The sequence below is a fragment of the Caldimonas brevitalea genome (assembly GCF_001017435.1).
Lineage (GTDB): Bacteria > Pseudomonadota > Gammaproteobacteria > Burkholderiales > Burkholderiaceae_C > Caldimonas > Caldimonas brevitalea.
On record NZ_CP011371.1, the window covers coordinates 2,783,120 to 2,808,670 of the forward strand.

The window sequence follows — 25,551 nt, forward strand, 5'->3', positions numbered from 1 at the left end:
TTTGCAGGGCTCGCGCAAGGCAGTCGACGGCGCCGCGTGGTGCCGTTGCGATAGATCAGATCAGGAGCGCGTGGGCGGGCCGCGCGACAAGGCGCCGAGCCATTCGGCGCCGATGCGACCGGCGGTCAGCAGCGGCGCGGCGCGGGTGGCGATCTGCGCGGTCGTGAGGGTCGAGATGGCGGCAGGGGGCAGGGAGAGGTCGGCTGCAGCGCAACAATCGCCGGCGACATGCGCATGGTCCGCATCGACGCTGTTGCCATGGCGGTCGACACGTTGGGTCCCGGCGACGCTGCACAGTTCGAGGCCGGCGACCGCGACCGTGGCCTGATAGGCCGCCGCCCAGGGTTGCCAGAACACCACCAACACCAGCCACCATGCCGTCGCCAGCCGCAAGGCGGAACGGGAGGTGAAAAGGCGCTGAGTGCCGGGCATGGGTCGAGATTCTAGGCGCCGGCGCCTGTGCAGCGCGGCAACAACGGCAACAAGATCGCCCCCCGTTCGCGGGCCGCCGGCACGCCACAAAAAAGAAAACCCGCCTGGGGCGGGTTGTCGTGGAGGTGGCGCGGCGCCCTCACATCGGGGCCGGGCGCGGCGCGCAGCGGCGCCGCATGGCTGATGTGGAACGCTCAGCCGCCGGTGCCGACGGGCGCGGCAGGACGCAGTGCGCTTTCGCGCTTGCTGTCTTCACGCTTCTTGGCGACGGCCTTGGGCGTCGCGTTGGGAGCGGCGCTGGCTTCGCCCTCGAACACCGGCAGCACCTGGCCTTCGGCGCGCGCTTGTTCCAGTTCGGCGCGCACTTCGGCGCGCGTCTTGCCGCGCGGCTGGGTGTCGGCGGTTTGCTGAGCAAAGGCACCGGTGGCAGCGAGCGCGGTGACCAGCGTGGCGATCAGTTTCTTGTTGGCAATCATGATGTTCTCTCCGTAGGCAGTTGGACAGGTCGGGTCGGCGGCGACGCCACCAGGCCCCTCGCTGAGTCGCAAGCGCATTCGTTTGTGCTCACCGATGGGTGAACTTTAAGTAGAAACCCTGACCCGATAAACGGGCCGGCCCAGAATGGACAGTTGCTGAAACCGCAATAAAAGCAGGGAACGTCAGTTGCTTGAACTGCGGATCACCTCCTGGAGTACCGAATGCATGCACTGCAACGAGGCATGAACATCCGTCTCGGGCCGGCACCCGGCCACCTTTGCGTTCCGTGTCCCGCCACTGCTGCTGCCACGGCGGGCCGGGGCGGGTGGCGGGCGCTGTCGTATCGGATCTGCTCCGGCGCATGCAAGCGGCCTTGACACCCGATGTGTTGATCGTCGGTGCAGGCGTCGCCGGACTGGCCTGCGGCGTCGCGCTGAGCGACGCCGGGTTGCGGGTGACGGTCGTCGAACGCTCCGCGCTGCTTGGCGGGCGCGCGGCGAGCTGGCGCGAGCCGACGACGGGCGTCACGGTCGACATCGGACCGCACGTGTTGACCAGCGAGCATCACAACCTGCTCGCGTTGATGCGTCGGCTCGGCACCGAAACCCAGGTGCTGTGGCAGCCGCAGCCGCTGATCACCCTGCTCGACGAAGACCGCCGCTTGGCGATGCGCGGTTCGCGGCTGCCGCCGCCGCTGCATGGCTTGCCAAATCTGCCGCAGGCACTGAAGAGCGTGTCCTGGCGCGACCTGTGGTCGAACCGGCGAGTTGCGTGGCGCGCCTTGCGCATCAACGAACAGCAATCGCTCGAACTCGACGAGATCGATGCACGGCAGTGGCTGCAGGACATGGGCGTGCGGGCCGATTTCATCGAGTGGTTCTGGCGCCCGGCCTGCCTGGCGATTCTGAACGTGCCGCTCGAGCGCTGTTCGGCCACAGCGCTGGTGCGTGTGTTCCGGCTGATGGCGGGGCGCAATGGCTATTGTTTCGGTTTTCCGAAGCAAGGCCTGGCCGATCTCTATGCGCCGGGGTGCCGAGGTGTCATCGAAGCCGCGGGTGGGCAGGTGCTGCTGAACACCGAGGTCAAGCAGGTGCTGCTGCGTGACGGTCGCTTCGACGCGGTGGTGCTGGCCGACGGCAGCCGCCTCCAGGCACGGTCAGCGGTGGTCGCGGTGCCGCCCGAGAACCTGGCCGAGATGGCCCCGCCCGACTGGCGCGAAATCGATCCCGCACCGACCCTGGCGGCGCAACTCGAGCCGTGCCCCTACGTCAGCAGCTACCTGTGGTTCGACCGCAAGCTCACGCGTCAGCACTTCTGGGCCCGCACCTGGTCGCCAGGCGACCTCAACCTCGATTTCTACGACCTGTCGAACATCCGCGAGGGGGACACCGAGGCGGGAGCTGAAACGCCGTCGCTGATCGCCAGCAACAGCATCTATGCGCATGCCGCCGCAGAGCTGAGCGACGACGAGATCGTGCGGCGCACGGTGGCCGAGATTGCCGAATTTGCGCCCGAGGCGGCGCAGGCCAGGGTGGTGCATGCCGACGTGCACCGCATCTCGATGGCGGTGGTGTGCCCCCAGCCGGGGACCGAAACGGCCCGGCCGGCGGCCGCCACACCTTTCGAGAACCTGTGGCTGGCGGGGGACTGGACCCGCACCGGCTTGCCGTCGTCGATGGAGAGTGCGGCCCGGTCCGGCGCACTCGCCGCCGAGCAGGCGGGCGCCTGGCTGGGCCGCCCGCTGCTCGCGGCGCAACCGGTGCCCGAGACACGCGGCCTGCCCGCGATGCTGCGCTCGCGCAGCTTGTCCTGACCGGCGTCACGCCGGCCCAGGACGCTAGTAGCGCGGCAGCGCGTCGCGCGACAGCTGCGGGACCGTGCCGTCGTGCAGCCAGGCTTGCAGCACCGGCGTCATGTCGCGCGCCTGCGCGGCGTGCCAGACGAGTTCGGGCGGCACCACCCGGGTGCCCGGGCGCGCCTCTGGCAGCAGCAGCGACAGCTGCACCACCACGCGGGCCGCGGTGGTGGCGACCACGGGTTGGTCCTGCTTGGGCACCATCAGGTGCAACTGACCGAGCATCCAGAACGCGAGCCGCTGCAGGGGTGACCCGGCCGAGCGCTGCGGCGCCTGCGCGGACCGCACGAACAAGGCGTGTTCGAACCCGAGGGCCGCGACGGCTTGCTCGTCGAGCGACGCGAGGCCGAGCTTGAGGGCCGTCGGCAACAGGGCGGCGGCATGCGGCAGCACCACCAGCAGGCGGCGCACCCCAGCCTGCTTGAGCGCCCCGGCCAGCGCGGCCAGCTGGTCGGGCTCGGGCCGCACGAAGGCGGCGTCCCGCCCGTTGGCGTGTCGGGGTCGGTCGAAGATGATGAAGGCCGTGTCGGCCCGAGCACTTTGGCTGCCGCTGCCGGTGGCTTCGAGCTGCGCCAAGGTGATGGCCTCGAAGCCGCGCAGCGCCGGTGCGACCGGGGTGCGCACCAGGGTCTGGACTTGTGCATAGCGGCCGCAGCCCAGCGCTTGCTCGAGCACGGCCGCACCGAGCGCACCGCCGGCCCCGACGACGAGGGCCGACGCCTGCGCCGCGGCGGGCGCGGCAGGGCCGGGGGTTTGGCCGGCGCGGAGGGCGTGCTGCATCAGCGACATCGTGGCAGTATGCCGTCTGCGCCCCTGGCGCGATGCACCCGCCCACCGTCGGGCGCTGTCCGCCCGCCCTGATCACCCAAGATGGAGTCGAGCCGATGTTCGGCACACAAGATCTCGCCCTGTTCGTCGTGTCCGGTTTGCTGCTCAACATCGCCCCCGGACCCGATTCGCTGTTGATCATGAGCCGCAGTGCCGTCCACGGCTGGCGTTCGGGCTCCGCCGCCGCATTGGGCATCGGCGCCGGCACGCTGGTACACGTGCTGGCGGCGGCGCTCGGTTTGTCGGCCTTGTTGTCGACCTCCGCGACCGCATTCGCCGTCGTCAAATACGTCGGCGCGGCCTATTTGGTGTGGGTCGGCTTCGGCATGTTGCGCCGGCGCGCCACCGCACCGGGCGCTGGTGGCGGCAGCGGCAAGGTGCCCGCGCTGACCCACGCCCAAGTCTTTCGGCAGGGGTTTCTGACCAATGTGCTGAACCCCAAGGTGGCGGTGTTCTTCCTGGCCTTCGTGCCCCAGTTCATCGCACCCGACGCCGAACACAAGGCGCTCGCCTTCATCGTGCTCGGCTGCATCTTCAACTTCAATGGGATGTTGTGGTGCCACTTCCTGGCGTTCGCCACCGCCTACGCCAGCCGCCGCGTGCGGCCCAGCCAGCGGGTGGCGCTGTGGCTCAACCGACTGATCGGCGCGGTGTTCGTCTCGTTCGGGTTGAGGCTCGCGCTCGGAACGCGCAGCTGACGCCACCGCACGCCGGCCTGCCGGTCGCGCCGGCTGGTCGGCCGGCCCGCCATCGCAGGCCTGCATCCGCTATCCTGTGCGGTGACCGCGAGTCGACTTCCGTGGTCTGCCACCACGGCGGGGGCCGGTGCGACGACCGCGCTCCTGCGTGACTTTGCTGCGTCCTGTCCACTGCCATCTTGATCACGCCTGTCGCCTTTTTCGCCTTCGCCGTCCTGATGATCCTGGTGATTGCGGCCGGGCTGCACGGTCTGCTGCTGCGCCGGCTGACGTCGGCACGACGGCAACGCTGGGTGCCCATGCTGGAACTGGCAGGCCATGGCTTGCTGGCCCTCACGGTGGCGGGCCTGCTGACCGGCTATGTCGGGCTGCAGGCGAGCCTGACGCCCTTGCAAGCCCAGCCGCCCTCCGCGGTGGCCGTCCGCGAAGCCGCCCGGCTCAAACGCGACGCCGCCACTTTGCTGGCCTACGAGTGCGAGAGCGAGACGGCGGGGCGGCGCGCGCTGCGCATCGGCTTTTGCCCCGAGCTTGCCGGGGGGGCCGAGCGCGCTTTGATGCCCACCGCCGAGCACAGCCCGGCCAACTGTCCGCCGGCCGTCGACGAGTTTCTGCAGTGCCGCAACTACTTGCCGCCCCATGCGCAACTGTGCAGCGCGGCACGGCGCACGGCACAGGCGGCCGACCCGGCGGCACATGCCGCCGCCTTAGGGCAGGTGCTGCGCGGCCAGACCCGCTTCACGCTGTGCCCGCCCTCGGGCGTCGCACTCGGCAGGGCGCTGGTCTCGATCAAGCGCCTCGAGGCCGAGCGACGCAGCGCCGAATGGCAGCGGCAGCAGGCCCGGGCCGCGCGTGATCCGCGTTCGATGTCGTGGGTGTTGTGGATCACCGTGGTGTGTGGGGTGCTGGCGGCGGCGCTGAAGGCGGCCCTGGCCTTCGACACGTATTACGTGCAAAGCGCGCCGGCCCCGGCAGGGCGCCGGTGAAGCGGCGCGTGGCGCGTCACCACACCGGGCCTCGGCATCTGCCGCCTACCTGACCCACGTATTTTCCCAACAGGAGGCCGAATGCTCGTCACCCATCTCGGAACATCACCCCGGATCCACCCCACCGCCTATGTCGCGCCGAATGCCGTCGTGTGCGGCGACGTCACGGTCGGCCCCGGTTGTCGCATCCTGTTTGGCGCGCAGGTGGTGGCCGAAGGCGGCTCGATCGTCCTCGGGCGCGACGTCATCGTGATGGAGAACGCGGTCTTGCGGGCCACGGCGCGCCACTCATTGCGCATCGGCGACCACTGCCTGGTGGGGCCGCAAGCACACGTTGTCGGCTGCACCGTCGAAGACGAGGTCTTCATCGCCACCGGCGCGTCGGTGTTCCATGCCGCCCATGTCGGCCGTGGCAGTGAAGTGCGCATCAACGCAGTGGTGCATTTGAAGACCGAACTGCCATCGGGCTCGACGGTCCCGATCGGATGGGTCGCGGTGGGCCAGCCGGCCGAGATCCTGCCGGCCCACGAACACGAGCGCATCTGGGCCCTGCAGAAGCCGCTCGACTTTCCCCTCACCGTCTACGGCCTCGATCGGTCGGACGCCGACATGGTGAAGATCACGCGCGGGCTGTCCGAGGCCCTGGCGTCGCATCTCGGCGACGAGGTGCAGGGCGGTTGACACGTCGTGTCCTGTCTTGTGAGACAGGGCACTCGGGGTCACCGCACCACCTGCACCCAGCGGCGCTGGGTCATGTAGGAGGGCGGCATGCCGAACTTCCGCTTCCAGGTGCGCGACAGATGGGCCGAGTCGGCGAAGCCGGCGGTCAGGGCCGCATCGGTCATGCGGGCGCCGGCGAAGATCGCCTCGGCGGCCACCGCCAGGCGCCGGCCGGCACGGTACAGCGGAAACGGCACGCCGATGCCCTCGTACACCAGTCGGCCGACGCGCGCGCTGGGAACGCCGAGCCAGCGCGCGAGTTCTGCCGGCGCGGCGTCGGGATGGGCGGCGAGCACGTCGAGCACCGCGGCCGGGCGGGTGTCGGTGCGCCAGCCCATGCCGGACTGCGAGACCGCTTCGGCCACGAGGTCTTCGAACAGGGCGCGCGCCCGGGCGGCGCTGAGCGCGCCGTGGTAGGCCAGCAGCATCTCGTGTTGCAGAAAGCCGAAGCCGGCGCGGTCGAGCGGCACCACACCGGCGGGCATGAGGCTGCGCAGCCATGGGTAGCAGGGGTGGTGCGGCGCCACGTTGCAGCTGATCAAGGCGACGTCGAACGCCCGCAGGCGGCGGCGGACCGACGGCGGCACCAGCGCGGCCGGTGTCGTTAGGTGCCGTCCGTCCGACTCGACGTCGAAACAGCGCCCGGTCGCCGAGACGAGGATGGTGGCGACATGCCGTACGGTGGCACCGGTCGACACCCAGGGACTCGCGAACAGAAAACCCACGAGGCCGAGCGGGTAGGCATGGTCCGGCACCGTGTCGGCCAGAAAGCCGAACGCTGGCGCGCCTTCGTGCGACGGCGGCTCGCCGATGATCTTCACCACGCTGTCCTCCTTGGTGATCTCATGGCCTGAACGGGACGAGGCGCGCGCAAGCGTGGCAGGCACGCCCGGCCGTTGCACGTCGGACCTCAGTACGGGCAGCTCTCGCGGTACTCCGAGAGGCGGCTGCTGCGCAGGTCGGCCTGATGTGGTGCGCCGCAGAGGAAGGGGCTGTAGCGTGTGTCGTTGTCGACGAAGCGCTTGATCCACGCCACACCGTATTTGCCGATCAGGGCCTGGTTGCTGTTGCCGGTGTTGGCGCAGGTGTGCGAGCCGTTGTTGATCTCGAGATAGGCCTTGGCGAGCGAGCTCGAAAAGCTGTTGTAGAAGGACGAGGCATGTCGCGAGATCGGGGCGACGGTGTCGTTTTCGCAAGCGATCACGAGCGTCGGCACTTGCACGCCCGAGAAGTTGGCGGTGTTGTGCCACGGGGCGAATGGCACGGCGGCCTTCAAGCTGGGGTTGTCGCGCGCAGAGATCAGCGTGCCGCCTCCGCCCATCGACCAGCCCATCACCGCGAGACGGTTGGGATCGACCTTGCCGTAGATCGGGCTGCTGCGCGTCTCGCTGAGCGCCACCACCTGCCGCAGCGCCGCCATCTGTTGAGCGGAACGGCTGGCGGGCTGGTCGGAGGTCGAGCGGGTGTCGAGGGTGATGACGACAAACCCGTGCGAGGCCAGGCGCGGCCCCCACCAGCGGATGCTGGACTGGCGGGCGAGGTAGCCGGGCACCACCGCCACCGCGCCGACGCTGCCGCTGACGTCGGTGGGGTAGTAGATCGTGCCCGCGCCATAACCGCTGGGCGAGCGCACGTTGGTGCTGGCGTAGCGGAACGGCCCTCGGCTGTCTTCCAGGTCGCGGGTCGTCGGGTCCGGGCCTCGCTGGTAGGGGTTGGTCTGAGCCGCGGCCGACAGCGGCACAAGTGTCGCGCTCGCGAGGAGCGCGGCCGCGGCGAGGCGGCGGGGAAGGACGCAATCCGGTGGCATGGTGTGCTCCATTCGAAGGGGTGGCGAGTGGCGCAGCCGCTTGGACAGACAGCCGAGCCCCCGGTCTCGCCCGTCGTAGCGGTCGAGAGATGGAAGCGGGGCGCGGCATCTTCCCGGAGGAGGCCGTTTGAAGCCCGCGGGAGATCTTCGGCGGCGGATCGCGTGGCGGCGATAGGCGCTAATCAGGAGGCCCACGTTCAAGCGGTCGCCACGCGTTTGTGCTAGGGCCGAGCGAGCCGCTTCTGCACCGCGGGCGAGCGCTTGCACGCGGGGTGTGTTTCGGCGCACCATGACGAGCCCATGGACGGCCGCGCTCGAGGTGGGCGCAGGCCGTCTTGCGAGCCCGCTTGCGCGGGAATCAGAGGCCGCCCTTGCCAGAAGGAGTGCCGCCATGTCGTGGAGATACGTGAAGCGCCCCTGGATGTGGGGCGGGATCACTGCCTTGGCGGTGGGCGCCGCCGTGCTGTATGAAGGTCCGCCGTCCGACCCGGGTCGGGCGAGCGCGGAGACGGCGCCACCTGTGTCGCGCGGCGCGAGCCCAGGCGTCGGTGCCCGCTCGGCGGCCGGACCCGGCTCTGCGCTGCGCGTCAGCGTGATGGGCATCGACCTCGACCTTGCCCAGCTGTTCGAGATCGGCTACGCCGGCGGCCTCAAGGTCAACGAAGACACCCGGGCGGCGCTGGAGGCCCTGATGGACGTGCTACCGGCACCGCTCTCGCAAGACGATCTGCAGCGGATCGAGTGGACCTTGCGCGACGGGCTGCCGAAGGCCGATGCGGACCGGGCCATCGCGCTGGTGCGAGGCTACCGGGGCTATGTGGACGAGCTGTCGCAAGAGGCGGACCGCGGCGCCATCCCCGACACCTTGGCTGCCGCGCGGGAGCAGTTCGCCCGGCTCGAGGCGATGCGGCAGCGTCACTTCGACGTGGCCACGGCGGACGCCTTGTTCGGCCCCCACGACCGGCATGCGATGGTGACGTTGGAAGCGATGTTCGTCGCCCAGGATGCGAGCCTACCGGTCGACGAAAAGAGGGCCCGGCTGGCGACGTTGCGGGCGGCGCTGCCGGCCGAGTTGCAGTCGCAAATCCCCGAGCCTGAGCAGACGTCGCCGCCTGGGGACGCGCTGCCGCTTTCCGGCGCAACGGGCGGTTGAGACGCGTCGCCTCGGGCACTCACAAGAAAGGACTCGAACCGATGAGCTCCCCATCCCCCGTGCTGGTGCGCGTCACGCATGTGTTCGCAGCGTCCCCGAGCGTGTGTTCGACGCGTGGCTGCGTCCTGACGCGCTGTCGCACTGGATGTTCGGGCCGGCGGTGCGCGACGAACACATCGTGCGGCTGCAACTCGACCCGGTCGTCGGCGGGCGCTTTTCGTTCACGGTGCAACGGCAGCAGGCCAACATCGATCATGTCGGGGTGTACCTCGCCATCGAGCGGCCGCGCCGGCTGTCGTTCACCTGGGGCACGTGCCAGGCGGAAGACGCCCGGGTCACGGTGGCGCTGCAGGCCGACGGCGGCGCCACCACGTTGGAGCTGACGCACGAGATCGATGCCGCCTGGGCCGAGCACGCCGACCGCATCGAACACAGCTGGCGGTCGATGCTGCTGGCGCTGGAGCGGCACTTGGGCGAGCGTGAGCTGTATGCCGAGGTGGTGGCTCCCGGCACGCTGCGGCTGACGCGCTGGCTGCCGGGGCCACTGGAGCGCGTCTGGGCCTATCTGACCGAACCGGACAAGCGGGCGCTGTGGCTGGCCGGCGGCCCCCTGCAGCTGCAGCGCGGCGGGCGGGTGGAACTGCAGTTTCGGCATGCCGACCTGTCGTCGGTGCTGGAGCCGACGCCGGCGCGTTACGCCCATCTCGAGGGCGGAGCGCGCCTGCTCGGTGAGGTCACGGTGTGCGACCCGCCGCACCGGCTCGCCTACACCTGGACCGGCGACGCCGGCGAGCCGTCGGAGGTGCGCTTCGAGCTGACGTCGCACGGCGAGCGGGTGCTGCTGGTGCTCACGCATATGCGGCTGTCGGGTCGGGCGGCGATGGTGAGCGTGGCAGGTGGCTGGCACACGCATCTGGACTTGCTCGCCGACCGGCTGCAAGGCCGCCCGCCCGCGCCGTTCTGGTCGTCGCATGCGGTGCTCGAAGCCTGGTACGAGCAGCATCTGCCGGAGTGCTGAAGACCGGCCGCCGGGAGGGCGGTCCGCCACCATGCTATCGTCAGCAAGGTTTTCAAAGTCACCCCAGGAGTGAGTCGATGAGCAGTAGGCGTCGGTGCCGTGGTGGCGGCTCCACCTCGTGCGCGATGGGTTGTATTCAGTCATCGGAGGCATCATGGCCGTGCGCACGCTGACACCGCTGGAAGCACGCGTGCTGGCCGTGCTGGTCGAGAAGCAGCACACGGTGCCGGACAGCTACCCCTTGTCCCTCAATGCACTGACGCTGGGCTGCAATCAGAAGACGGCGCGTGAGCCGGTGATGAACGTGACCGAGGCCGAGGTGCTGCAGGCCCTCGAAGGCCTGAAGGAACAGAGCCTCGTCAACACCGTCAGCGGCAGCCGGGTGGCGCGTTTCGAGCACAACGCGGCGCGGGCGCTCGGCCTGCCGGGCCAGTCGGTCGCGTTGCTGACCCTGCTGATCCTGCGCGGCCCGCAGACGGCGGCGGAGTTGCGGCTGCACACCGAGCGGCTGCACCGCTTTGCCGACGTCTCGTCGGTCGAAGGTTTTCTCGACGAATTGGCCGAGCGCGAGCCCAAGCGGGTGGTGAAGCTGCCGCGCGGCCCGGGCGAACGCGAGGCGCGCTGGGCTCATCTGCTGTGCGGAGAGGTGCAGTTGCCGGTCGGGTTCGACAGCGCTCGCACCCTCGCGGCGCCTCGGGCCGTGGCCGACGACGAGCTGGCGCAGCTGAAGGCCGAACAGGCACGGATGGCGGCCGAGCTGGCCCAGCTGCGCGCGCTGGTGCAACGGCTGGCGAGCGAATTGGGCATCTCGCCGGACGGAGCCTGAGCGGTCAAGCGGCTGCGGCAGGGCACCGTGCCGATCGCGGCGGTGCCGCTGACCGCGCCGTCAGCACGCGGTAGCGGCTCAGGCGGCGGCTGCCGTCACGACTTCTTCAAGCACTCGCTCATGAATTTCTTGCGCTCGTCGCCCTTCAGGTCCTGGGCGTCGGCATTGCAGGTTTTCATCTTGTTCTGCTGCGCCTTCTTCTTGTCGGTGAGGCAGTCTTTCATGAAGGCCTTGCGCTCGTCGCCCTTCTTGTCGGCGGCGGCCTTGTTGCATACGGCCATCTTGTTTTGTTGTGCGGTGGGGGCCGCGGCCGAGGCCGGCGCCGCCGGCGTTGCCGCGTTGTTCTGGGCTGCGCACCAGCTGGTCGTGAGGGCCAGCAGCAAGGCGAGGGACAAAGACTTGTATTGCATGTAAACGACTCGGTCCTGAACTGAAGACAAACGCGAACGTGGCGACCCGTGGCGACCACAAGGGCGGGTCGGCGCCTGCGATGTTAGCGGTGCTGACGGGCGAGGGCCGGCCGCCGGTCGGGTCGGGTGCGCCTTCAGTGGGCGCCTTGCCGCTTGACGGGGCACGAAGGCAGGTCGGCGTAGCCGCCCCCCGTGCAGGGTCGCCCGCCACTCAGGTGACGGCTGGCCGGCCTGCGCGGCACAATCGGCGCTTCTTCTGCTTCGCTTCGCCCTCCCTGGCGGTTTGCGCTCTGCACCCGCGGGCGCTGAGCCGGGACCTTCCGGCCACGCATGTCCGACACCTCCGACCCATTGCCCGCGCTGCCGCCGCTGCCCGACCCTCGCCATGCCGAGCGCATCCCCCCGCACCTTGGCCCCGAGCAAGTCCAGCGCATCCGCAAGGCGGCTTACAACCTGCCGCAGGTCGTGAAGCCCGCTGACCTCGATGACGATGGCGACGCGGGCGCGGTCGACGACGAGCGCCTTGATCGGGAGGGTTTGATCCTGCTGCAAAAAGGGGTGCCGGGGTCGCGGCCGAGCCGCTGGATCGCACCGCAGTTGATGGACGAAGCCCTGCGCCACCTCGATGCCTTGGGCAGCGGGCGGGAACTGCGCGCGGCGCTCACCGACGGCACGGTCGCGCTCGAAGCACACGGCCTGCTGCGCAAGGGCCAGGGCTGGGTGCGCTTGGCCTTGCACGAGCTGCCCTTGGACGGCTTGGCCGAGCGCTTGCCGGTGGCGTACACGCTGCCGGTCGACGCCGCGCCGATCTGGGCGTTCTACCGCAGCGGCGACCTCAAAGACCTGCAGGCGGTCCTGTCGCACCGGGCCGACTACGCGCACGCCGAGGCCTTGAAGGCCCACCTCGACAGCCTGCTGGCACAAGCGCGCGGGCAAAGCGAACAGCAACTACCGTCCTTGCTGGCGGGCTGGCGCGTGGCGTGCAGCAAGCCGCAGCCGCTGGACGCCCTGAAGGCCGCGTGCACACGGGCCTACGAGCGCTGGCAGCGCCGCGCGGTCGAGCTCGACACGCTGGAAGACCTGAACAGCGAACTCGCGTTCCAGGGCTATCCCGACAGTTTCCCGTTGGCGCGCCGGCTGCAGCGCAAGGTGCGCTTGTTCGTCGGGCCGCCCAACAGCGGCAAGACGCACGCTGCCTTCGAACATCTCGCCACGGTCGAGTCGGGCGCTTATCTGGCGCCGCTGCGCTTGCTGGCCCTCGAAGGGCGCGACCGGCTGGTGGCGCGTGGCGTGCCGTGCTCGCTGCGCACCGGCGAAGAGAACGTGCCGGCCACAGGCGCGCGGGTGGTGTCGAGCACGATCGAGATGGTCAACACGCACGATCGTATCGACATGGCCGTCATCGACGAGGCCCAGATGATCTTCGACCCGTCGCGGGGTTGGGCCTGGACCCAGGCCATCGTCGGCGTACCGGCGCGTGAGGTGCTGATCATCTGCTCGGCCTTTGCCGTGCCCGCGATCGAGAACCTGCTGGGCCTGTGCGGCGAGCGCTGCGAGGTGCAGCGCTTCGAGCGCAAGCAGCATGTCGAATGGCTGCCGTCGCCGGTGCCCTTGAAGTCGCTCAAGAAGGGCGACGCGGTGGTGGCCTTCAGCCGCAAGGAGGTGCTGATGCTGCGCGACCAGATCGGCGGCAACGGCCGGGCGGTGTCGGTGATCTATGGCGCCTTGCCGCCCGAGGTGCGGCGCCGCGAGGCGGAGCGGTTCGCCTCTGGCGAGTCGCACATCCTGGTCGCGACCGACGCGATCGGCATGGGGTTGAACCTGCCGATCCGCCGGGTGCTGTTCAGCACGCTGACCAAGTTCGACGGCTGGGCCGAACGCTCGCTCGACGTCTCCGAGGTGCACCAGATCGCCGGTCGCGCCGGCCGTTTCGGGCTGCACGAGGAGGGCTATGCGGGGGTGTTGCAAGAGGCCGAGCCGGAGGCCTTGCGCAATCTGCGCGACCTGCTGGCGAAGACGCCGCGCGCGCCGCGGCAGTTCAAGGCGCCGGTGGCGCCGAGCTGGTGGCATGTGGAGACCATCGCGGTGCGGCTGGGGCGGACCCGGTTGCGCGAGGTGTTGGGCGTGTTCATGGACCAGCTGAAACTCGACACCGCCCACTTCCAGGTGGCCGAGCTGGAGCAGATGCTGGAACTGGCCGACCAGCTCGACCGCTGCGCGACCCAGTTGTCACTGCGCGAGCGTTTTGTCTATGCACAGGCGCCGGTCGACACGCGGACCGAATCGCAGGTGCAGGAGTTCTTGGGCTGGACGCAGAGCCACGCGCTGCGCGGCCATGCCGGGCGGCCCTGGTTCCTCGACGACGTCGACGAGCACAGCCGGCTCGACCAGATGGAGCAGGCGCTCAGGTCGTGCACCTTGTGGTTGTGGCTGGATCAGCGCTTCCACGACGTCTACGGCTATCTGGAAGAGGTGGAAGACCTGCGCCAGCGTCTCAACGACGGCATCGAGCGGCAGCTCAAGGCGAAGCGGCCGCTGTGGCGCTTGCGCGGGCGGGGCGGCTCGAGGGGGCGTTGACCGGTCGCAGCACCGTCCGCCGCCGGGCCGCCTAAAAGACGCCAGCGCCGGGCGCCGGCGGTGCCGCCAGCGGCGCGACCGGCCGCCTGCCGTCCCACGAGGCCGGGTCGACCCGGTAGAAGCGGCTGAGTTCGCCGTACAAGGCCGGGCTTTCCTGTGCGAGCAACTCGCCCTGCTCGAAGAACACTTCGGTCGCCACCGCAAAGAATTCGGCCGGGTCGGTCGCGGCGTAGTCGCTCAGCAGGCCAGGTTCGCCGGGCCCGCGCTGTTGCAGCCGAGCGTATTCGGCGGCCAGCACCCGGGACCAACGGGCATAGTCGCGGGCCGAGTCCAGATAGGGGGCCCCGCTCGCATAGCCTTTCTCCTGGTCGAGCTGGTGGGCGAACTCGTGGATCACGACGTTGCGGCCATCGTCGGCGATGGCGGCGCCGGCCAGCGTGTCTTGCCACGACAGCACCACCTGGCCCTGCGACCACGACTCGCCCGACAACACCTGGCGCTCCTCGCGCTGCACCGCGCCCGCCTCGGTGCGCACCCGGTCGACCACGAAGGCGCCCGGGTAGACCAGGATCTGGCGCAAGGTGGGGAAGGGGTCGGGCGCACGGTTGAGCAGCAGCAGACAGGCCTGGGCGGCGATGACGACGCGCATCTCGTCGGTGACCCGCAGGCCGCCACAGCCGATGAAGGCTTTTTCGGCCAAGAACACCTGCATGTGGCGCTTGAGCTGCAACTGCAAGTCGGGCGGCAAGCGTGCGAACATCGGCACGCGCCGACGCAACACGGTGCGCCAGGCGGCCGGGAAGGGCCGCGCGGCCCAACGCTCGCGGCGCCGCCGTTGCCGCCACGGCGCACTCAGCGCCCAGCCGATGTAGAGCATCGCCAGGCCGAACAGGACAAGGAGGGGCATGACGATCTCTTTGCCGGGTGGTGGATGGGCTGCAGCTGAGTGCGGCGGCTAGCTTTTCAATGGCGGTGATGGCCGACTTTGGTGTCCGCCGGTGACGCCGGTCGGTGCAGCACTTGGCTACAAAGCTGCCTTGCGCTTTACTCTAGAGTGAATCGCCCGGTGTCGCATGGCCAGCCTTTCGGCCCTGGCGCCCGGCGTGGAGAAAGGCCGACGATGACCTCAAACGTGCCCGCCACCGCGGCGGCGCCGCTGCGTCCTGATTCGAAGACGGCTGCCGCCGTGGCGTTGCGTTGCCTCGACCTCACGTCGCTGCGCGACGACGACACCACCGCTTCCATCCAGGCCCTGGCGGCGCGGGCGGCCACACCCCATGGCGCCCCGGCGGCGCTGTGCATCCATGCGCCTTTCGTCGCGGTCGCCCGTGCGGCGTTGCATGCGCACGGGCTCGACGGCGTGCGTGTCGCGACCGTCGTCAACTTTCCGCACGGGCAAGGCCGGCCCGACGAGGTGGTGCACGACATCGAAGCCGCCCGTGCTGCCGGTGCGGACGAGATCGACATGGTGTTTCCCTGGCGCGCCTTGCTGGCCGGCGACCGCCAGGCTGGCAGCACGCTGGTGGCGGCAGCGCGGCGGGCGTGTGATGTCGGGCCGAAGCCGGCCTGCCTCAAGGTGATCCTCGAAACCGGCGAACTGCGCGAGCCGCGGCACATCCGCGAGGCGGCGGAGATCGCCGCGGCGCAGGGCGCCGATTTCCTGAAAACGTCCACCGGCAAGGTCGCCGTCCATGCGACCCCCGAAGCGGCCGCCTGTTTGCTCGACGTCATCCGTGCCCATGGCGGCCGCCGAGTCGGCTTGAAGGTATCAGGCGGCCTCGCCAACGTCGAGGATGTGCAAACCTATCTGGCCTTGGCCGCCGAGACCTTCGGCCCCGACGGCCTCACGCCCGACCGGCTGCGCTTCGGCGCTTCGAGTCTGCTGACGTCGCTGTTGGCGGTGCTGGACGGGCGGGCCGCGGGCGCGCCCGCGGCGGGGTACTGAGGTGGCCGTCGCGATCCCCGCGCCGCTGCCGCAGGAAACGATACGGCGCAAGCGCGACGCCGAGACGCTCACCGACGCGGAGCTGGCGGCCTTTGTGGCCGGGCTGGTCGACGGCGGCGTCAGCGATGCGCAAGCCGCGGCCTTTGCGATGGCGGTGTGCTGCCGCGGCATGAGCCGGGCCGAATGTGTGGCGCTGACGCGGGCGATGCGCGACAGCGGCGAATGCCTGCAATGGCACCCGGCCGAGATGTCCGGCCCGGTGGTGGACAAGCACTCGACCGGCGGCGTCGGCGACACGGTGTCGCTGATGCTCGCGCCGATGCTCGCGGCCTGCGGTGCGCACGTGCCGATGATCTCGGGCCGCGGGCTCGGCCATACCGGCGGCACGCTGGACAAGCTGGAAGCCATCCCGGGCTACCGCGTGCAACCCGGCGTGGACGTGTTTCGGCGCATCGTGCGCGAGGTCGGCGTGGCCATCGTGGGGGCGGGGGAACGGCTGGCGCCGGCGGACCGGCGACTCTACGCGGTGCGCGACGTCACGGCCACGGTCGAGTCGCTGCACTTGATCACCGCGTCCATCCTGTCGAAGAAACTCGCGGCCGGTCTGCAGTCGCTGGTGCTCGACGTGAAGGTGGGCTGCGGCGCCTTCATGCCGACCCGCGACGCGGCGCGCGAGCTGGCCTGCAGCCTGGTTGAAGTGGGCCAGGGGGCGGGGCTGCCGACGCGCGCGCTGCTGACCGACATGGAGCAGCCGCTGGCGCCTTGTGCAGGCAATACGCTGGAAGTGCAGCTGACGCTGGACTACCTGAGCGGACGGCAACGGCCGCAGCGCCTGCATGAGGTGGTGCTGGCGTTGGGGGCTACCTTGCTGCTGCAGGCCGGCCTCGCGGCCGACGCTGCCGACGCTTGCGCACGGCTCGAGCAAACGCTGGCGAGCGGCGCGGCGGCCGAGCGGTTTGCGCGGATGGTGGCGGCGCTCGGCGGGCCTGCGAGCCTGTTCGAGCAGAGTGCCCAACATCTTGCGGCCGCGCCGGTGACGCGCGCCGTGCTGCGGCCCGGCACTGCCCGCGTGACGGGCATCGACACCCGGGCGCTTGGCTGGGTGGTGGTCGGACTGGGCGGTGGGCGTCGCCATGCGAGCGACCGTGTCGACCCGGCGGTCGGCTTGAGTGCACTGGCGCCGTTGGGTGTCGTGATCGAGGCGGACCAGCCGATCGCGTGGGTGCATGCCCGCGATGCAGGCGCTGCAGACGCAGCCGCGGCGGCCGTGCAGGCGGCGTATCGCTGGGGCGATGCGGCGCAGCCAGTGGCGGTCGGGCCGGTGGTCTTGGACGTGGTGGCGGCGTCGAACCGGGCGGAGGCGCACGATGACCGATGACGAACTGGTCGCGGCGGCCTTGAACGCGCGCACGTTGGCGTATGCGCCGTACTCGAACTTTGCCGTCGGTGCCGCGGTGCTGGCGGACGACGGGCGGGTGTTTGTCGGCTGCAACATCGAGAACGCGTCCTACGGACTGACGAATTGCGCCGAACGCACCGCCTTGTTCAATGCGATTGCTGGGGGCGTCCCGGCGCGGACCCTGCATCGCCTTGCGGTGGTCGGCGACACCGGCCGGCCCCTCGCGCCGTGCGGCGCCTGCCGGCAAGTGATGCTGGAGTTGGGTGGGCCCCAACTGGAGGTGGTGCTGGCCAACCTGCAGGGTGCGCGCGAGCGGACCACCGCCGCGGCGCTGCTGCCCGGTGCCTTCGACGCCGGCGCCTTGCCATGATCGCCGGCTCGCCCTCTGTCATTCCGTTTGCTCAGGAGACTCGATGAACCGCCATTCCCTGATCCGCCGTGCTGGCCTCCTCGCGTTGCAGTCCGCCGCCGCTGCCCTGGCCTGCGCCGGGGCGCTGGCCCAACCGGCCGTGGTCTACGACGCCGGCGGCAAGTTCGACAAGTCGTTCAACGAAGCGGCCTACCAGGGCATCGAGCGCTACAAGAAGGAGACCGGCACGGCCTACCTCGAGTTCGAGATCACCAACGACACGCAGCGCGAGCAGGCCTTGCGGCGCATGGCCCAGAAGGGGGCCGACCCCATCATCGCGATCGGGTTCGCGCACACCTCGGCGCTGGAGAAGGTGGCCAAGCAGTTTCCGAAGTCGCGCTTCACGCTGATCGACAGCGTGGTGGAGGCGCCCAACGTGCAGTCGGTGGTGTTCAAGGACCAGGAGGGCAGTTTCCTCGCCGGGCTGCTGGCGGGGCTGGCCAGCAAGTCGGGCAAGGTGGGCTTCATCGGTGGCATGGACGTGCCGCTGATCCGGCGCTTCCAGTGCGGCTATGAACACGGGGTGCGCTACGCCAATCCGCGCGCCGAGGTGCTGAGCAACATGACCGGCACCACGCCCACGGCCTGGAACGACCCGACCCGGGGTGGTGAGCTTGCCAAGAGCCAGTTCTCGCGCGGTGTCGACGTCGTGTTCGCGGCGGCCGGTGCGACGGGGCTCGGGGTCTACCAGGCGGCCAAGGACCAGGGCAAGCTCGCGATCGGCGTCGACAGCAACCAGAACCATCTGCAACCGGGCACCATGCTGACCTCGATGGTCAAGCGCGTCGACGTTGCGGTGTACACCGCGGCGATGGCGGTCAAGCAGGGCAGCTGGAAGCCGGGCACCACCGTGTTGGGCGTCAAGGAGCAGGGTGTGGGCGTGGCGCTGGACGCCCACAACGCCCGGCTGTTGACGCCGGAGATGAAGCAGCGGCTCGAGGCGGCGCAGGCCGCCATCGTGTCGGGCAAGCTCAAGGTGGCGCTGCACAGCCAGGCCGGCGGTTGCAAGTTCTGAGGCCGGTGCCGGTGCAGCAGGGACAGCCAGCGCCGACACACGTGGTGCCCCTTGCGGTGCAGTTGCGCGGCATCCGCAAGCGCTTCGGCAACGTCTGGGCCAATGACGGCGTCGACCTCGAGGTGGCGCGCGGCAGCATCCACGGGCTGGTGGGCGAGAACGGCGCCGGCAAGTCGACCTTGATGGGCATCCTCTACGGCTTGCACGAGGCCGACGAGGGCGAGGTGTGCCTCGACGGACGGCCGGTGCGGCTGCGCAGTGCACAGGAGGCCCTCCGGCACGGCGTGGGCATGGTGCACCAGCACTTCATGCTGGTCGACCGTTTCACGGTGCTCGAGAACGTGGTGCTGGGGGCCGAAGGCGGTTTCGCATTGCGCCGCGGCATGGCCCAGGCGCAGCGAGAGCTGGAGCGGCTGGGGCGCGAATTCGGCCTCGCGGTGGACCCGCGCTCGCGCGTCGCGGACCTGCCCGTCGGCGCGCTGCAGCGCGTCGAGATCCTCAAGGCCTTGTACCGCGGGGCGCGCATCCTGATCCTCGACGAGCCGACCGGCGTGCTGACGCCGGCCGAGACCGAACAGCTGTTCGCCGTGCTGCGCGACCTCAAGGCGCGTGGCGTCACGGTGCTGCTGGTGACGCACAAGCTGAAGGAGATCCTGGCGGTGACCGATGGCGTCACGGTGATGCGGGCAGGGCGGGTGGTGGCGACCTGCCGCACCGCGGACACCCGCGAGCAGCAGCTGGCGCAGTGGATGGTGGGGCGCCAGGTGCTGCCGGTGGCGCGCAGCACCGAGCCGCGGGGGCCGGGTGAGGTGCGCCTGCAGGCCGACGGGCTGTGGTGGCACGACACGCACGGCGTGGCGCGTTTGCGAGACGTGACGTTGACGCTGCGGGCCGGCGAGATCGTCGGTGTGGCCGGTGTGGCCGGCAATGGGCAGAGCGAGTTGCTTGCGGTGCTGGCCGGGCTGCTCGCCGCCGAAAAGGGGCGCTTGTGCTGGACGCTAGGCGATGGCCGGCAGCGCGAGCTCCACGCGCCGCAGCGCCTGAGCCCGCGTGAGCTGCGCCACCTCGGCGTGGCGCATGTGCCGGAAGACCGGCACCGGCTCGGCCTGGTGCTGGGGCTGCCGGCGTGGGAGTCGGCGCTGCTCGGCTATGAAGACGACCCGGCGGTGCACCGCGGCCGGTGGCTGAGCCCGGCGGCGATGCGGGCACAGTGCCGCCGCCTGATGGCAGCCTTCGACGTGCGCCCGCCCGAGCCGTCGCTGCAGACCTCGAAGTTCTCGGGCGGCAACCAGCAGAAGCTGATCCTGGCACGCGAGTTCGCACGCGCCCCTCGGGTGCTGTTGATCGGCCAGCCCACCCGCGGGGTCGACATCGGGGCCATCGAGTACATCCACCGCCAGATCGCTGCGTTGCGTGAGGCCGGCTGCGCGGTGCTGCTGGTGTCGACCGAACTCGACGAGATTCTGGCGTTGGCCGACCGGATCGTCGTGATGTCCGGCGGGCGCATCACCGGCAACCTGGCGCGCGAGGAGGCGAGCGAGGCGCGGCTGGGGGCCTTGATGGGCACCAGCGGCGGGGGTGGCCCTGCTGAGGTGGCGGCATGAGGTCGGACGCGTCGCTGCCGCTGCCGACCTGGATCGAAGTGGGCGTGTTGCCGCTGTTGAACGTGGCGCTCGCGCTGGTCGCCGCCGGCTTGCTCGTTTGGGCCCTGGGGCAGGACCCGTGGCTGGCGGTGCGGCTGCTGGTCGACGGGGCCTTCGGCAGCCCGCTGGCCTGGGGCTACACGCTGTACTACACCACCAACTATCTCTGCACCGGCCTGGCGGTGGCGGTGGCGTTTCGGGGCGGGCATTTCAACATCGGCGCCGAGGGGCAGGCGACGCTGGGCGGGCTGGGTGCCGGTTTGTTGTTGCTGGGTCTGGACGCCTGGCTGCCGGCGCCGTTGCTGCTGCCGCTCGGGGTGCTGGCGGGTGCGGCCGCCGGCGGCCTGTGGGCTTTCGTGCCGGCGCTGCTGCAGTCCTGGCGCGGCAGCCACGTGGTGGTGACCACCATCATGTTCAATTTTTTGGCGGCGGCGCTGATGGTGTGGCTGCTGGTCGACGTGGTGGGCGTCAGCACGGGGCTGGCGGTGGAGTCGCGGCGCTTTGCCCCGGATGCGGCGCTGCCGGGAGCCCAGGCGCTGTTGGCGCAGGTCGGCATCGACGTGCCGGACACCCCGCTGAATCTTGCCTTCGTGCTCGCCTTGCTGGCCTGCGCCGGCGTGTGGCTGCTGCTGTGGCGCACCGGTCTGGGCCTTGCGGTGCGCACGGTCGGGCTGGCGCCCGATGCGGCGCGTTATGCGGGGCACGACCCGAAGCGCTTGACCCTGCTGTCGTTGACGCTCTCGGGCGCCTTGGCGGGGCTGGCTGGCGTGAATGAGATCGTCGGCGTGCACCACAAACTCTTGCTCGATTTTGTCGCCGGCGCCGGCTACACCGGCATTGCGGTGGCGCTGCTGGGCCGCAACCACCCGCTGGGTATCGTGCTGGCGGCGCTGTTGTTCGGCGCGCTGGCGCAGGGCGGATCGGAGCTGGTGTTCGAGATGCCGGCTTTCACGCGTGACATGTCGTTGGCGGTGCAGGGCCTGGTGGTGTTGTTTTGCGGCGCGCTGGCCGCGATGCCGAGGCCGTGGGTGGCGCGTGCCTGGGCCGGCTGGGGCCGCTGGCGGGCCGCAGGGAGGCGCGATGGATGAGGCGTTGCTGACGCTGGCGGCGCTGCTCGGCGCCACCTTGCGGGTGGCGGTGCCGCTGGTGCTGTGCGCACTGGCTGGCGTGTGCAGTGAACGCGCCGGCGTGATCGACATCGGCCTGGAAGGCAAGATGCTGGCGGCCGCCTTCACGGCGGCCTGCCTCGGCGCGCTGGGGTGGCCGGCGCCGCTGGCCTTGCTCGGGGCGTGTGGCGTGGCGGTCGCTCTCTCGATGGTGCACGGCTTTGCCTGCATCACCCACCGTGGCGACCAGATTGTGTCCGGCGTCGCGCTCAACCTGATCGCCGCCGGCTTGACGGCGGTGCTGGGGCTGGTGTGGTTTGGGCAGGGCGGGCGCACGCCGGACGTGGCGGCCGAGCACCGCTACACCGCGTTGTTTCCGGAGGCGGCGCAGGCCGTGCGCGGCTGGTCGGGCGTCGGGCCGCTGCTGGCCGAGGGGGTGCTGCAGCACGACGCGCTGGTCTGGATCGCGTTCGCCGCCGTGCCGCTGCTGGGCTGGCTGCTCTACCGGACCCGCTTCGGCCTGCGCCTGCGCGCCGCGGGCGAGAATCCGGCGACGCTGGAAGCAGCCGGAGTGTCGGTGGCCTGGCTGCGCTATCGGGCGACGTTGCTCGCTGGCGTCTTGTGCGGCGTGGCGGGCGCCTATCTGACGCTGGCGCAAAACGCGGCTTTCTCGCCCAACATGACGGCGGGCCGCGGCTTCATGGCGCTTGCCGCCATGGTGTTCGGACAGTGGCGACCGGGGCGCGCCGCAGCGGCGTGTCTGCTGTTCGGCTTTCTCGACGCCTTGGCGATCCGCCTGCAGGGCGCGTCCGTGGGGCTGCTGTCAGCGGTGCCGGTGCAACTGCTGCAGGCCTTGCCCTATCTGCTGACGGTGGTGCTGCTGGCGGGCTTTTTCGGGCGGGCCGAGGCGCCGGCCGCGTTGGGGCGGCCTTACTCGAAGGAACGCTGAGCCAGGACGTGCGCCGGCAGCGGCAGAATCGGGCGCAAGGCCGGGCCCTCCTTCGGGCGCCGGCGAGTGACCCAGGACTGCCGATGCCACCGATGACCTCATGATGATGAACGAAGCCGATCTTGCGTTGGCCGCGGCCGCGATGGCGCTGCTGCGCTCGAAGCGGGCCGCCTTGGCGCAGGTGCAAACGCTGTTGCGGACCCCGCCCGCTGCCGGCGACCGGGCCGACCTGGCGCTGCTGGAGGCCGCGGGCGTGGGCTATGGCGAGCTGAACGCCACCTTGTCGCAGGCGCGCGGCGAACTCGAACGCAGCGTGGAATTGGGCATCGAGGTGCTGCACTACGGCTCGCCGCGCTACCCCGCGTCCCTTGCAGCGTGCAACGATGCGCCGGCCGTGCTGTTCGCGCGGGGCGATCTGTCGGCCCTGCCACCCGGCGTGGCGGTGGCGGGGACACGACGCGCCACCGCGCACGGGATGGCGATCGCCCAGCGGTTGGGTGCCACCCTCGCGCAAGCCGGTTGGCCGGTGGTGGGCAGCCTGGTGCCCGGCATTGCCGTCGCTGCACTCGAAGGGGCCACGCAGGCCGGCGCGCCGCCGGTGGCCGTGCTCCCGCATGGCCTGGAAAAGTCGCCGCCCAAGGCGCTGCGGCAGGTGGCCGACGAGGTGCTCGCCCGCGGCGGCGTGTGGGTGTCGGCGCTATCGGGTGCTGCGGCGGCCACGTCGGACTCGCTGGTGCAGGCGCAGCATGTCGAGGTCGGGCTGGTGTGCGCCTCGGTGGTGGTGGAGGGGGCGGCGCAGAGCGCGGCGCTCGAACTGGCCGAGCGGTGTGTCGCGCAACAGCGCGCCTTGTACGCGGTGCTGCCCGACGACAGCGCGGGTGTCATCACGCAACGCGCGCTGCCCGAGCTGCTGGTGGCGCGCCACGGAGCGTCCGTCATCCGCTCGCGTGACGACTATCCACGCCTGCTCGCGTCGCTGGTGCAGTGGCAAAGGCCGTGGCGACCGGCGGCGGCCGATTGAGCACCGTGCGAGCAGCGGCCGGGTCGGGCGCGCGACCGGGCACACGAGCGTCGGGCACACGAGCGTGGCGGCCGGGCGGCGGACCGCGCGGGTCGCGCAACACAGTGGCCGGAGACCTGGCGCGCTGAACGCACAGCTTCGGGGCTCGTGCAAGTCAAGCGAGCTTCCGTTAGGCTACGAGGTTTTGCCGGGCGGCAGACACCGCACGCACCGGCCGACGCCGCATGCGCCACCTTGCATGCGGTGCAGCGCTCGTCCACCACCCCCGACGGAGAAGCCGTGTTTCGTGCATTCGAAAAGCTGGTGCATCCCTATCCCGATGCACTGCCGCAGACGCCTCCGCAGGCGTTCTTCCCTTTCATCTGGGCCTGCACGAAGGGCATGCGCCCTTATCTGCTGGGCATGACGCTGTTCACGGCAGCCATCGCCGCGTTCGAGGCGCTGTTGTTCAGCATGATGGGCCGCATCATCGACGGGCTGTCGCAGGTGGCACCGGCGCGGCTGTGGGCGGAAGAGGGTCGCACCTTGCTGGTGCTGGCCGCGGTGATGGCAGGCAGTACCGGCCTGGTGGCCCTGCAGTCGTTGTTGAAGCAGCAAACGTTGGCGGGCAACTTCCCGATGCGGCTGCGCTGGAACTTCCACCGTCTGATGCTGACCCAGAGCCTGACTTTTTATCAGGACGAGTTCGCCGGGCGGGTGGCCGCCAAGGTGATGCAGACAGCGCTGGCGGTGCGCGACACCTGGATGGTGTTCGCCGAGCTGCTGGTGTTCGTGATCATCTATTTCGTCACGCTGCTCGGCGTGCTGGGCGGTTTCGACCTGATGCTGGTGCTGCCCTTTGTCGTGTGGGTCGGACTCTACGTGGTCGCGTTGCGCTACTTCGTGCCCCGACTCGGACGCGTGGCCAAGGAGCAGGCCGATGCGCGGTCGCTGATGACCGGCCGGATCACCGACGCCTACACCAACATCGCGACCGTCAAGTTGTTCTCGCATGCCGGCCGCGAGGCGGGCTACGCGCGCGGCGCGATGCAGGACTTCATGGTCACGGTGCATGCGCAGATGCGGCTGGTGACGCTGTTCGAGATCGTCAACCACGTGCTGACCATCGGCCTGGTGCTGGCCACCACCGGCGTCGCGCTGTGGGCGTGGGTGCGTGGGCAGGCGGGCGTGGGCGCGGTGGCCGCGGCGACCGCGATGGCGCTGCGCCTCAACGGCATTTCTCATTGGGTGATGTGGGAGATGGCGTCGCTGTTCGAATACATCGGCACGGTGCAAGACGGCATCACGACGTTGTCACGTCCGCATACCGTGCTCGACAAGCCCGACGCCCCACCTCTCGAAGTGAGCCGGGGTGAGATCCGCTTCGAGCAGGTGAGCTTCGGCTATGGCGGCGACAAGCCCGTCATCGACGACCTGAGCCTGCATATCCGGGCAGGCGAGAAGATCGGGCTGGTCGGGCGTTCGGGTGCCGGTAAGAGCACGGTGATCAATCTGCTGCTGCGCTTCTACGACGTCGAGCGGGGGCGCATCCTGATCGACGGGCAGGACGTGGCCGAGGTGCAGCAGGAGAGCCTTCGCACCCAGGTGGGCATGGTGACCCAGGACACCTCGCTGCTGCACCGGTCGGTGCGCGACAACATCCTGTACGGGCGGCCCAACGCGAGCGACGCCGAGATGGTGGCCGCAGCCCGACGCGCCGAGGCGCATGAGTTCATTCAGCAGTTGGCCGACGCGAGCGGGCGCACCGGCTACGACGCGCACGTCGGCGAGCGGGGCGTCAAGCTGTCGGGTGGCCAGCGACAGCGCATCGCGATCGCCCGGGTGATGTTGAAGGACGCGCCCATCCTGCTGCTCGACGAAGCCACCAGCGCGCTCGACTCGGAAGTGGAAGCCGCCATCCAGTCCAGCCTGTACCGGCTGATGGAGGGCAAGACGGTGGTGGCGATCGCCCACCGCTTGTCGACCATCGCCGCGATGGACCGCCTGATCGTGCTGGACCAGGGCCGTATCGTCGAGCAGGGCGACCATCGCAGTCTGCTGGCGAAGGGCGGGTTGTATGCCCGGCTGTGGGCGCACCAGAGCGGCGGGTTCCTGGGCGAGAACGACGACGATGAAGCGCCGCGAGATGCCAGCGCGGCGGCCGTGCCGCGTCAGGCCGCGGGGCTGGCGCAGCCTGCGGAGCGCGCGACGGGGTGAGCCAGGACCGGGGAGGGCGGAGGCCGACACGGGTTGTCAGTGCGACGAGGCGGCACGCCGCTTGCCTCGCCACGACACCTCATG

24 protein-coding genes are annotated in these 25,551 nt (G+C 70.2%); 17 read left to right on the forward strand and 7 right to left on the reverse strand.

Going from position 1 to position 25,551, the window contains the following annotated elements; genetic code table 11:
* Positions 1–60: 60 nt before the first annotated feature.
* Complete coding sequence (locus tag AAW51_RS12320) at positions 61–432, reverse strand: DUF2946 family protein (protein WP_047194857.1); 372 nt, start codon at positions 430–432, stop codon at positions 61–63.
* Between the two features lie 194 nt (positions 433–626).
* The gene (locus AAW51_RS12325; protein WP_047194858.1) at positions 627–908 is read right to left on the reverse strand and encodes a DUF4148 domain-containing protein; all 282 of its coding nucleotides are present in this window, start codon (positions 906–908) and stop codon (positions 627–629) included.
* A 362-nt stretch (positions 909–1,270) separates the two neighbouring features.
* Between AAW51_RS12325 and hpnE the strand changes: the two genes are divergently transcribed.
* A complete protein-coding gene (gene hpnE, locus AAW51_RS12330) occupies positions 1,271–2,722 on the forward strand; it encodes a hydroxysqualene dehydroxylase HpnE (RefSeq protein WP_047194859.1) in 1,452 nt (483 codons plus the stop codon).
* A gap of 24 nt (positions 2,723–2,746) precedes the next feature.
* On the opposite strand, the gene AAW51_RS12335 is transcribed toward hpnE, so the two are convergent.
* Positions 2,747–3,544 carry a Rossmann-fold NAD(P)-binding domain-containing protein gene (locus tag AAW51_RS12335; protein ID WP_157359815.1) on the reverse strand — a complete coding sequence of 266 codons (798 nt, stop codon included), beginning with the start codon at positions 3,542–3,544 and terminating at the stop codon, positions 2,747–2,749.
* Positions 3,545–3,648: 104 nt separating this feature from the next.
* Here AAW51_RS12335 and AAW51_RS12340 point away from each other — a divergent pair, with 104 nt between their 5' ends.
* The 3 genes from AAW51_RS12340 (at position 3,649) to AAW51_RS12350 (ending at position 5,954) form a co-directional block, all read left to right on the forward strand.
* Positions 3,649–4,290 (forward strand): LysE family translocator, encoded by a 642-nt coding sequence (locus AAW51_RS12340; protein ID WP_047194861.1) that lies wholly within the window; start codon positions 3,649–3,651, stop codon positions 4,288–4,290.
* A 179-nt stretch (positions 4,291–4,469) separates the two neighbouring features.
* Positions 4,470–5,273 (forward strand): hypothetical protein, encoded by an 804-nt coding sequence (locus tag AAW51_RS12345; protein ID WP_047194862.1) that lies wholly within the window; start codon positions 4,470–4,472, stop codon positions 5,271–5,273.
* An 81-nt stretch (positions 5,274–5,354) separates the two neighbouring features.
* Positions 5,355–5,954: a gamma carbonic anhydrase family protein gene (locus AAW51_RS12350; protein WP_047194863.1), complete on the forward strand. Its 600-nt coding sequence runs from the start codon at positions 5,355–5,357 to the stop codon at positions 5,952–5,954.
* Between the two features lie 38 nt (positions 5,955–5,992).
* Here the strand turns inward: AAW51_RS12350 and AAW51_RS28090 are convergent, their stop codons facing one another.
* Positions 5,993–6,817, reverse strand: a complete 825-nt coding sequence (locus AAW51_RS28090) for an AraC family transcriptional regulator (protein ID WP_157359817.1) — start codon at positions 6,815–6,817, stop codon at positions 5,993–5,995.
* A gap of 86 nt (positions 6,818–6,903) precedes the next feature.
* Positions 6,904–7,800 carry a dienelactone hydrolase family protein gene (locus tag AAW51_RS12360; protein ID WP_047194864.1) on the reverse strand — a complete coding sequence of 299 codons (897 nt, stop codon included), beginning with the start codon at positions 7,798–7,800 and terminating at the stop codon, positions 6,904–6,906.
* 391 nt (positions 7,801–8,191) lie between these two features.
* Here AAW51_RS12360 and AAW51_RS12365 point away from each other — a divergent pair, with 391 nt between their 5' ends.
* The 3 genes from AAW51_RS12365 to AAW51_RS12375 all read left to right on the forward strand — a co-directional run bounded on the left by AAW51_RS12365 (position 8,192) and on the right by AAW51_RS12375 (position 10,797).
* Positions 8,192–8,953, forward strand: coding sequence for a lipase secretion chaperone (locus AAW51_RS12365; protein WP_169788016.1), 762 nt, complete (start codon positions 8,192–8,194; stop codon positions 8,951–8,953).
* A 103-nt stretch (positions 8,954–9,056) separates the two neighbouring features.
* Positions 9,057–9,971 carry an SRPBCC domain-containing protein gene (locus AAW51_RS31340; RefSeq protein WP_417903603.1) on the forward strand — a complete coding sequence of 305 codons (915 nt, stop codon included), beginning with the start codon at positions 9,057–9,059 and terminating at the stop codon, positions 9,969–9,971.
* A 154-nt stretch (positions 9,972–10,125) separates the two neighbouring features.
* Positions 10,126–10,797, forward strand: a complete 672-nt coding sequence (locus tag AAW51_RS12375) for a YceH family protein (protein ID WP_047194866.1) — start codon at positions 10,126–10,128, stop codon at positions 10,795–10,797.
* Positions 10,798–10,892: 95 nt separating this feature from the next.
* On the opposite strand, the gene AAW51_RS12380 is transcribed toward AAW51_RS12375, so the two are convergent.
* Entirely contained in the window at positions 10,893–11,207 is a 315-nt protein-coding gene (locus AAW51_RS12380) for a PsiF family protein (RefSeq protein WP_053013513.1), read from the reverse strand.
* Between the two features lie 330 nt (positions 11,208–11,537).
* Here AAW51_RS12380 and AAW51_RS12385 point away from each other — a divergent pair, with 330 nt between their 5' ends.
* Positions 11,538–13,784 carry a helicase-related protein gene (locus AAW51_RS12385; protein ID WP_047194867.1) on the forward strand — a complete coding sequence of 749 codons (2,247 nt, stop codon included), beginning with the start codon at positions 11,538–11,540 and terminating at the stop codon, positions 13,782–13,784.
* Positions 13,785–13,815: 31 nt separating this feature from the next.
* On the opposite strand, the gene AAW51_RS12390 is transcribed toward AAW51_RS12385, so the two are convergent.
* Complete coding sequence (locus tag AAW51_RS12390; protein WP_047194868.1) at positions 13,816–14,691, reverse strand: M90 family metallopeptidase; 876 nt, start codon at positions 14,689–14,691, stop codon at positions 13,816–13,818.
* A 213-nt stretch (positions 14,692–14,904) separates the two neighbouring features.
* Between AAW51_RS12390 and deoC the strand changes: the two genes are divergently transcribed.
* From deoC to AAW51_RS12435, 9 genes are all read left to right on the forward strand, one after another.
* Positions 14,905–15,729: a deoxyribose-phosphate aldolase gene (gene deoC, locus AAW51_RS12395; protein ID WP_047194869.1), complete on the forward strand. Its 825-nt coding sequence runs from the start codon at positions 14,905–14,907 to the stop codon at positions 15,727–15,729.
* Between the two features lies 1 nt (position 15,730).
* The gene (gene deoA / locus AAW51_RS12400) at positions 15,731–17,107 is read left to right on the forward strand and encodes a thymidine phosphorylase (RefSeq protein WP_238947844.1); all 1,377 of its coding nucleotides are present in this window, start codon (positions 15,731–15,733) and stop codon (positions 17,105–17,107) included.
* Positions 17,097–17,498 (forward strand): cytidine deaminase, encoded by a 402-nt coding sequence (locus tag AAW51_RS12405; RefSeq protein WP_047194870.1) that lies wholly within the window; start codon positions 17,097–17,099, stop codon positions 17,496–17,498. The genes deoA and AAW51_RS12405 overlap by 11 nt, the downstream gene beginning before the upstream one ends.
* 43 nt (positions 17,499–17,541) lie before the next feature.
* Positions 17,542–18,552: a BMP family lipoprotein gene (locus tag AAW51_RS12410; RefSeq protein ID WP_047194871.1), complete on the forward strand. Its 1,011-nt coding sequence runs from the start codon at positions 17,542–17,544 to the stop codon at positions 18,550–18,552.
* Positions 18,540–20,156 (forward strand): ABC transporter ATP-binding protein, encoded by a 1,617-nt coding sequence (locus AAW51_RS12415; protein WP_335337679.1) that lies wholly within the window; start codon positions 18,540–18,542, stop codon positions 20,154–20,156. Before AAW51_RS12410 ends, AAW51_RS12415 begins: the two co-directional genes overlap by 13 nt.
* Positions 20,153–21,283 carry an ABC transporter permease gene (locus AAW51_RS12420; RefSeq protein ID WP_047194872.1) on the forward strand — a complete coding sequence of 377 codons (1,131 nt, stop codon included), beginning with the start codon at positions 20,153–20,155 and terminating at the stop codon, positions 21,281–21,283. Before AAW51_RS12415 ends, AAW51_RS12420 begins: the two co-directional genes overlap by 4 nt.
* On the forward strand, positions 21,276–22,250 hold the full coding sequence (locus tag AAW51_RS12425) for an ABC transporter permease (protein WP_047194873.1): 975 nt from the start codon (positions 21,276–21,278) through the stop codon (positions 22,248–22,250). The genes AAW51_RS12420 and AAW51_RS12425 overlap by 8 nt, the downstream gene beginning before the upstream one ends.
* A 100-nt stretch (positions 22,251–22,350) precedes the next feature.
* Complete coding sequence (locus tag AAW51_RS28095; protein WP_053013514.1) at positions 22,351–23,271, forward strand: DNA-processing protein DprA; 921 nt, start codon at positions 22,351–22,353, stop codon at positions 23,269–23,271.
* A gap of 279 nt (positions 23,272–23,550) precedes the next feature.
* Entirely contained in the window at positions 23,551–25,467 is a 1,917-nt protein-coding gene (locus AAW51_RS12435) for an ABC transporter ATP-binding protein (RefSeq protein WP_047197728.1), read from the forward strand.
* Positions 25,468–25,551: the final 84 nt, after the last annotated feature.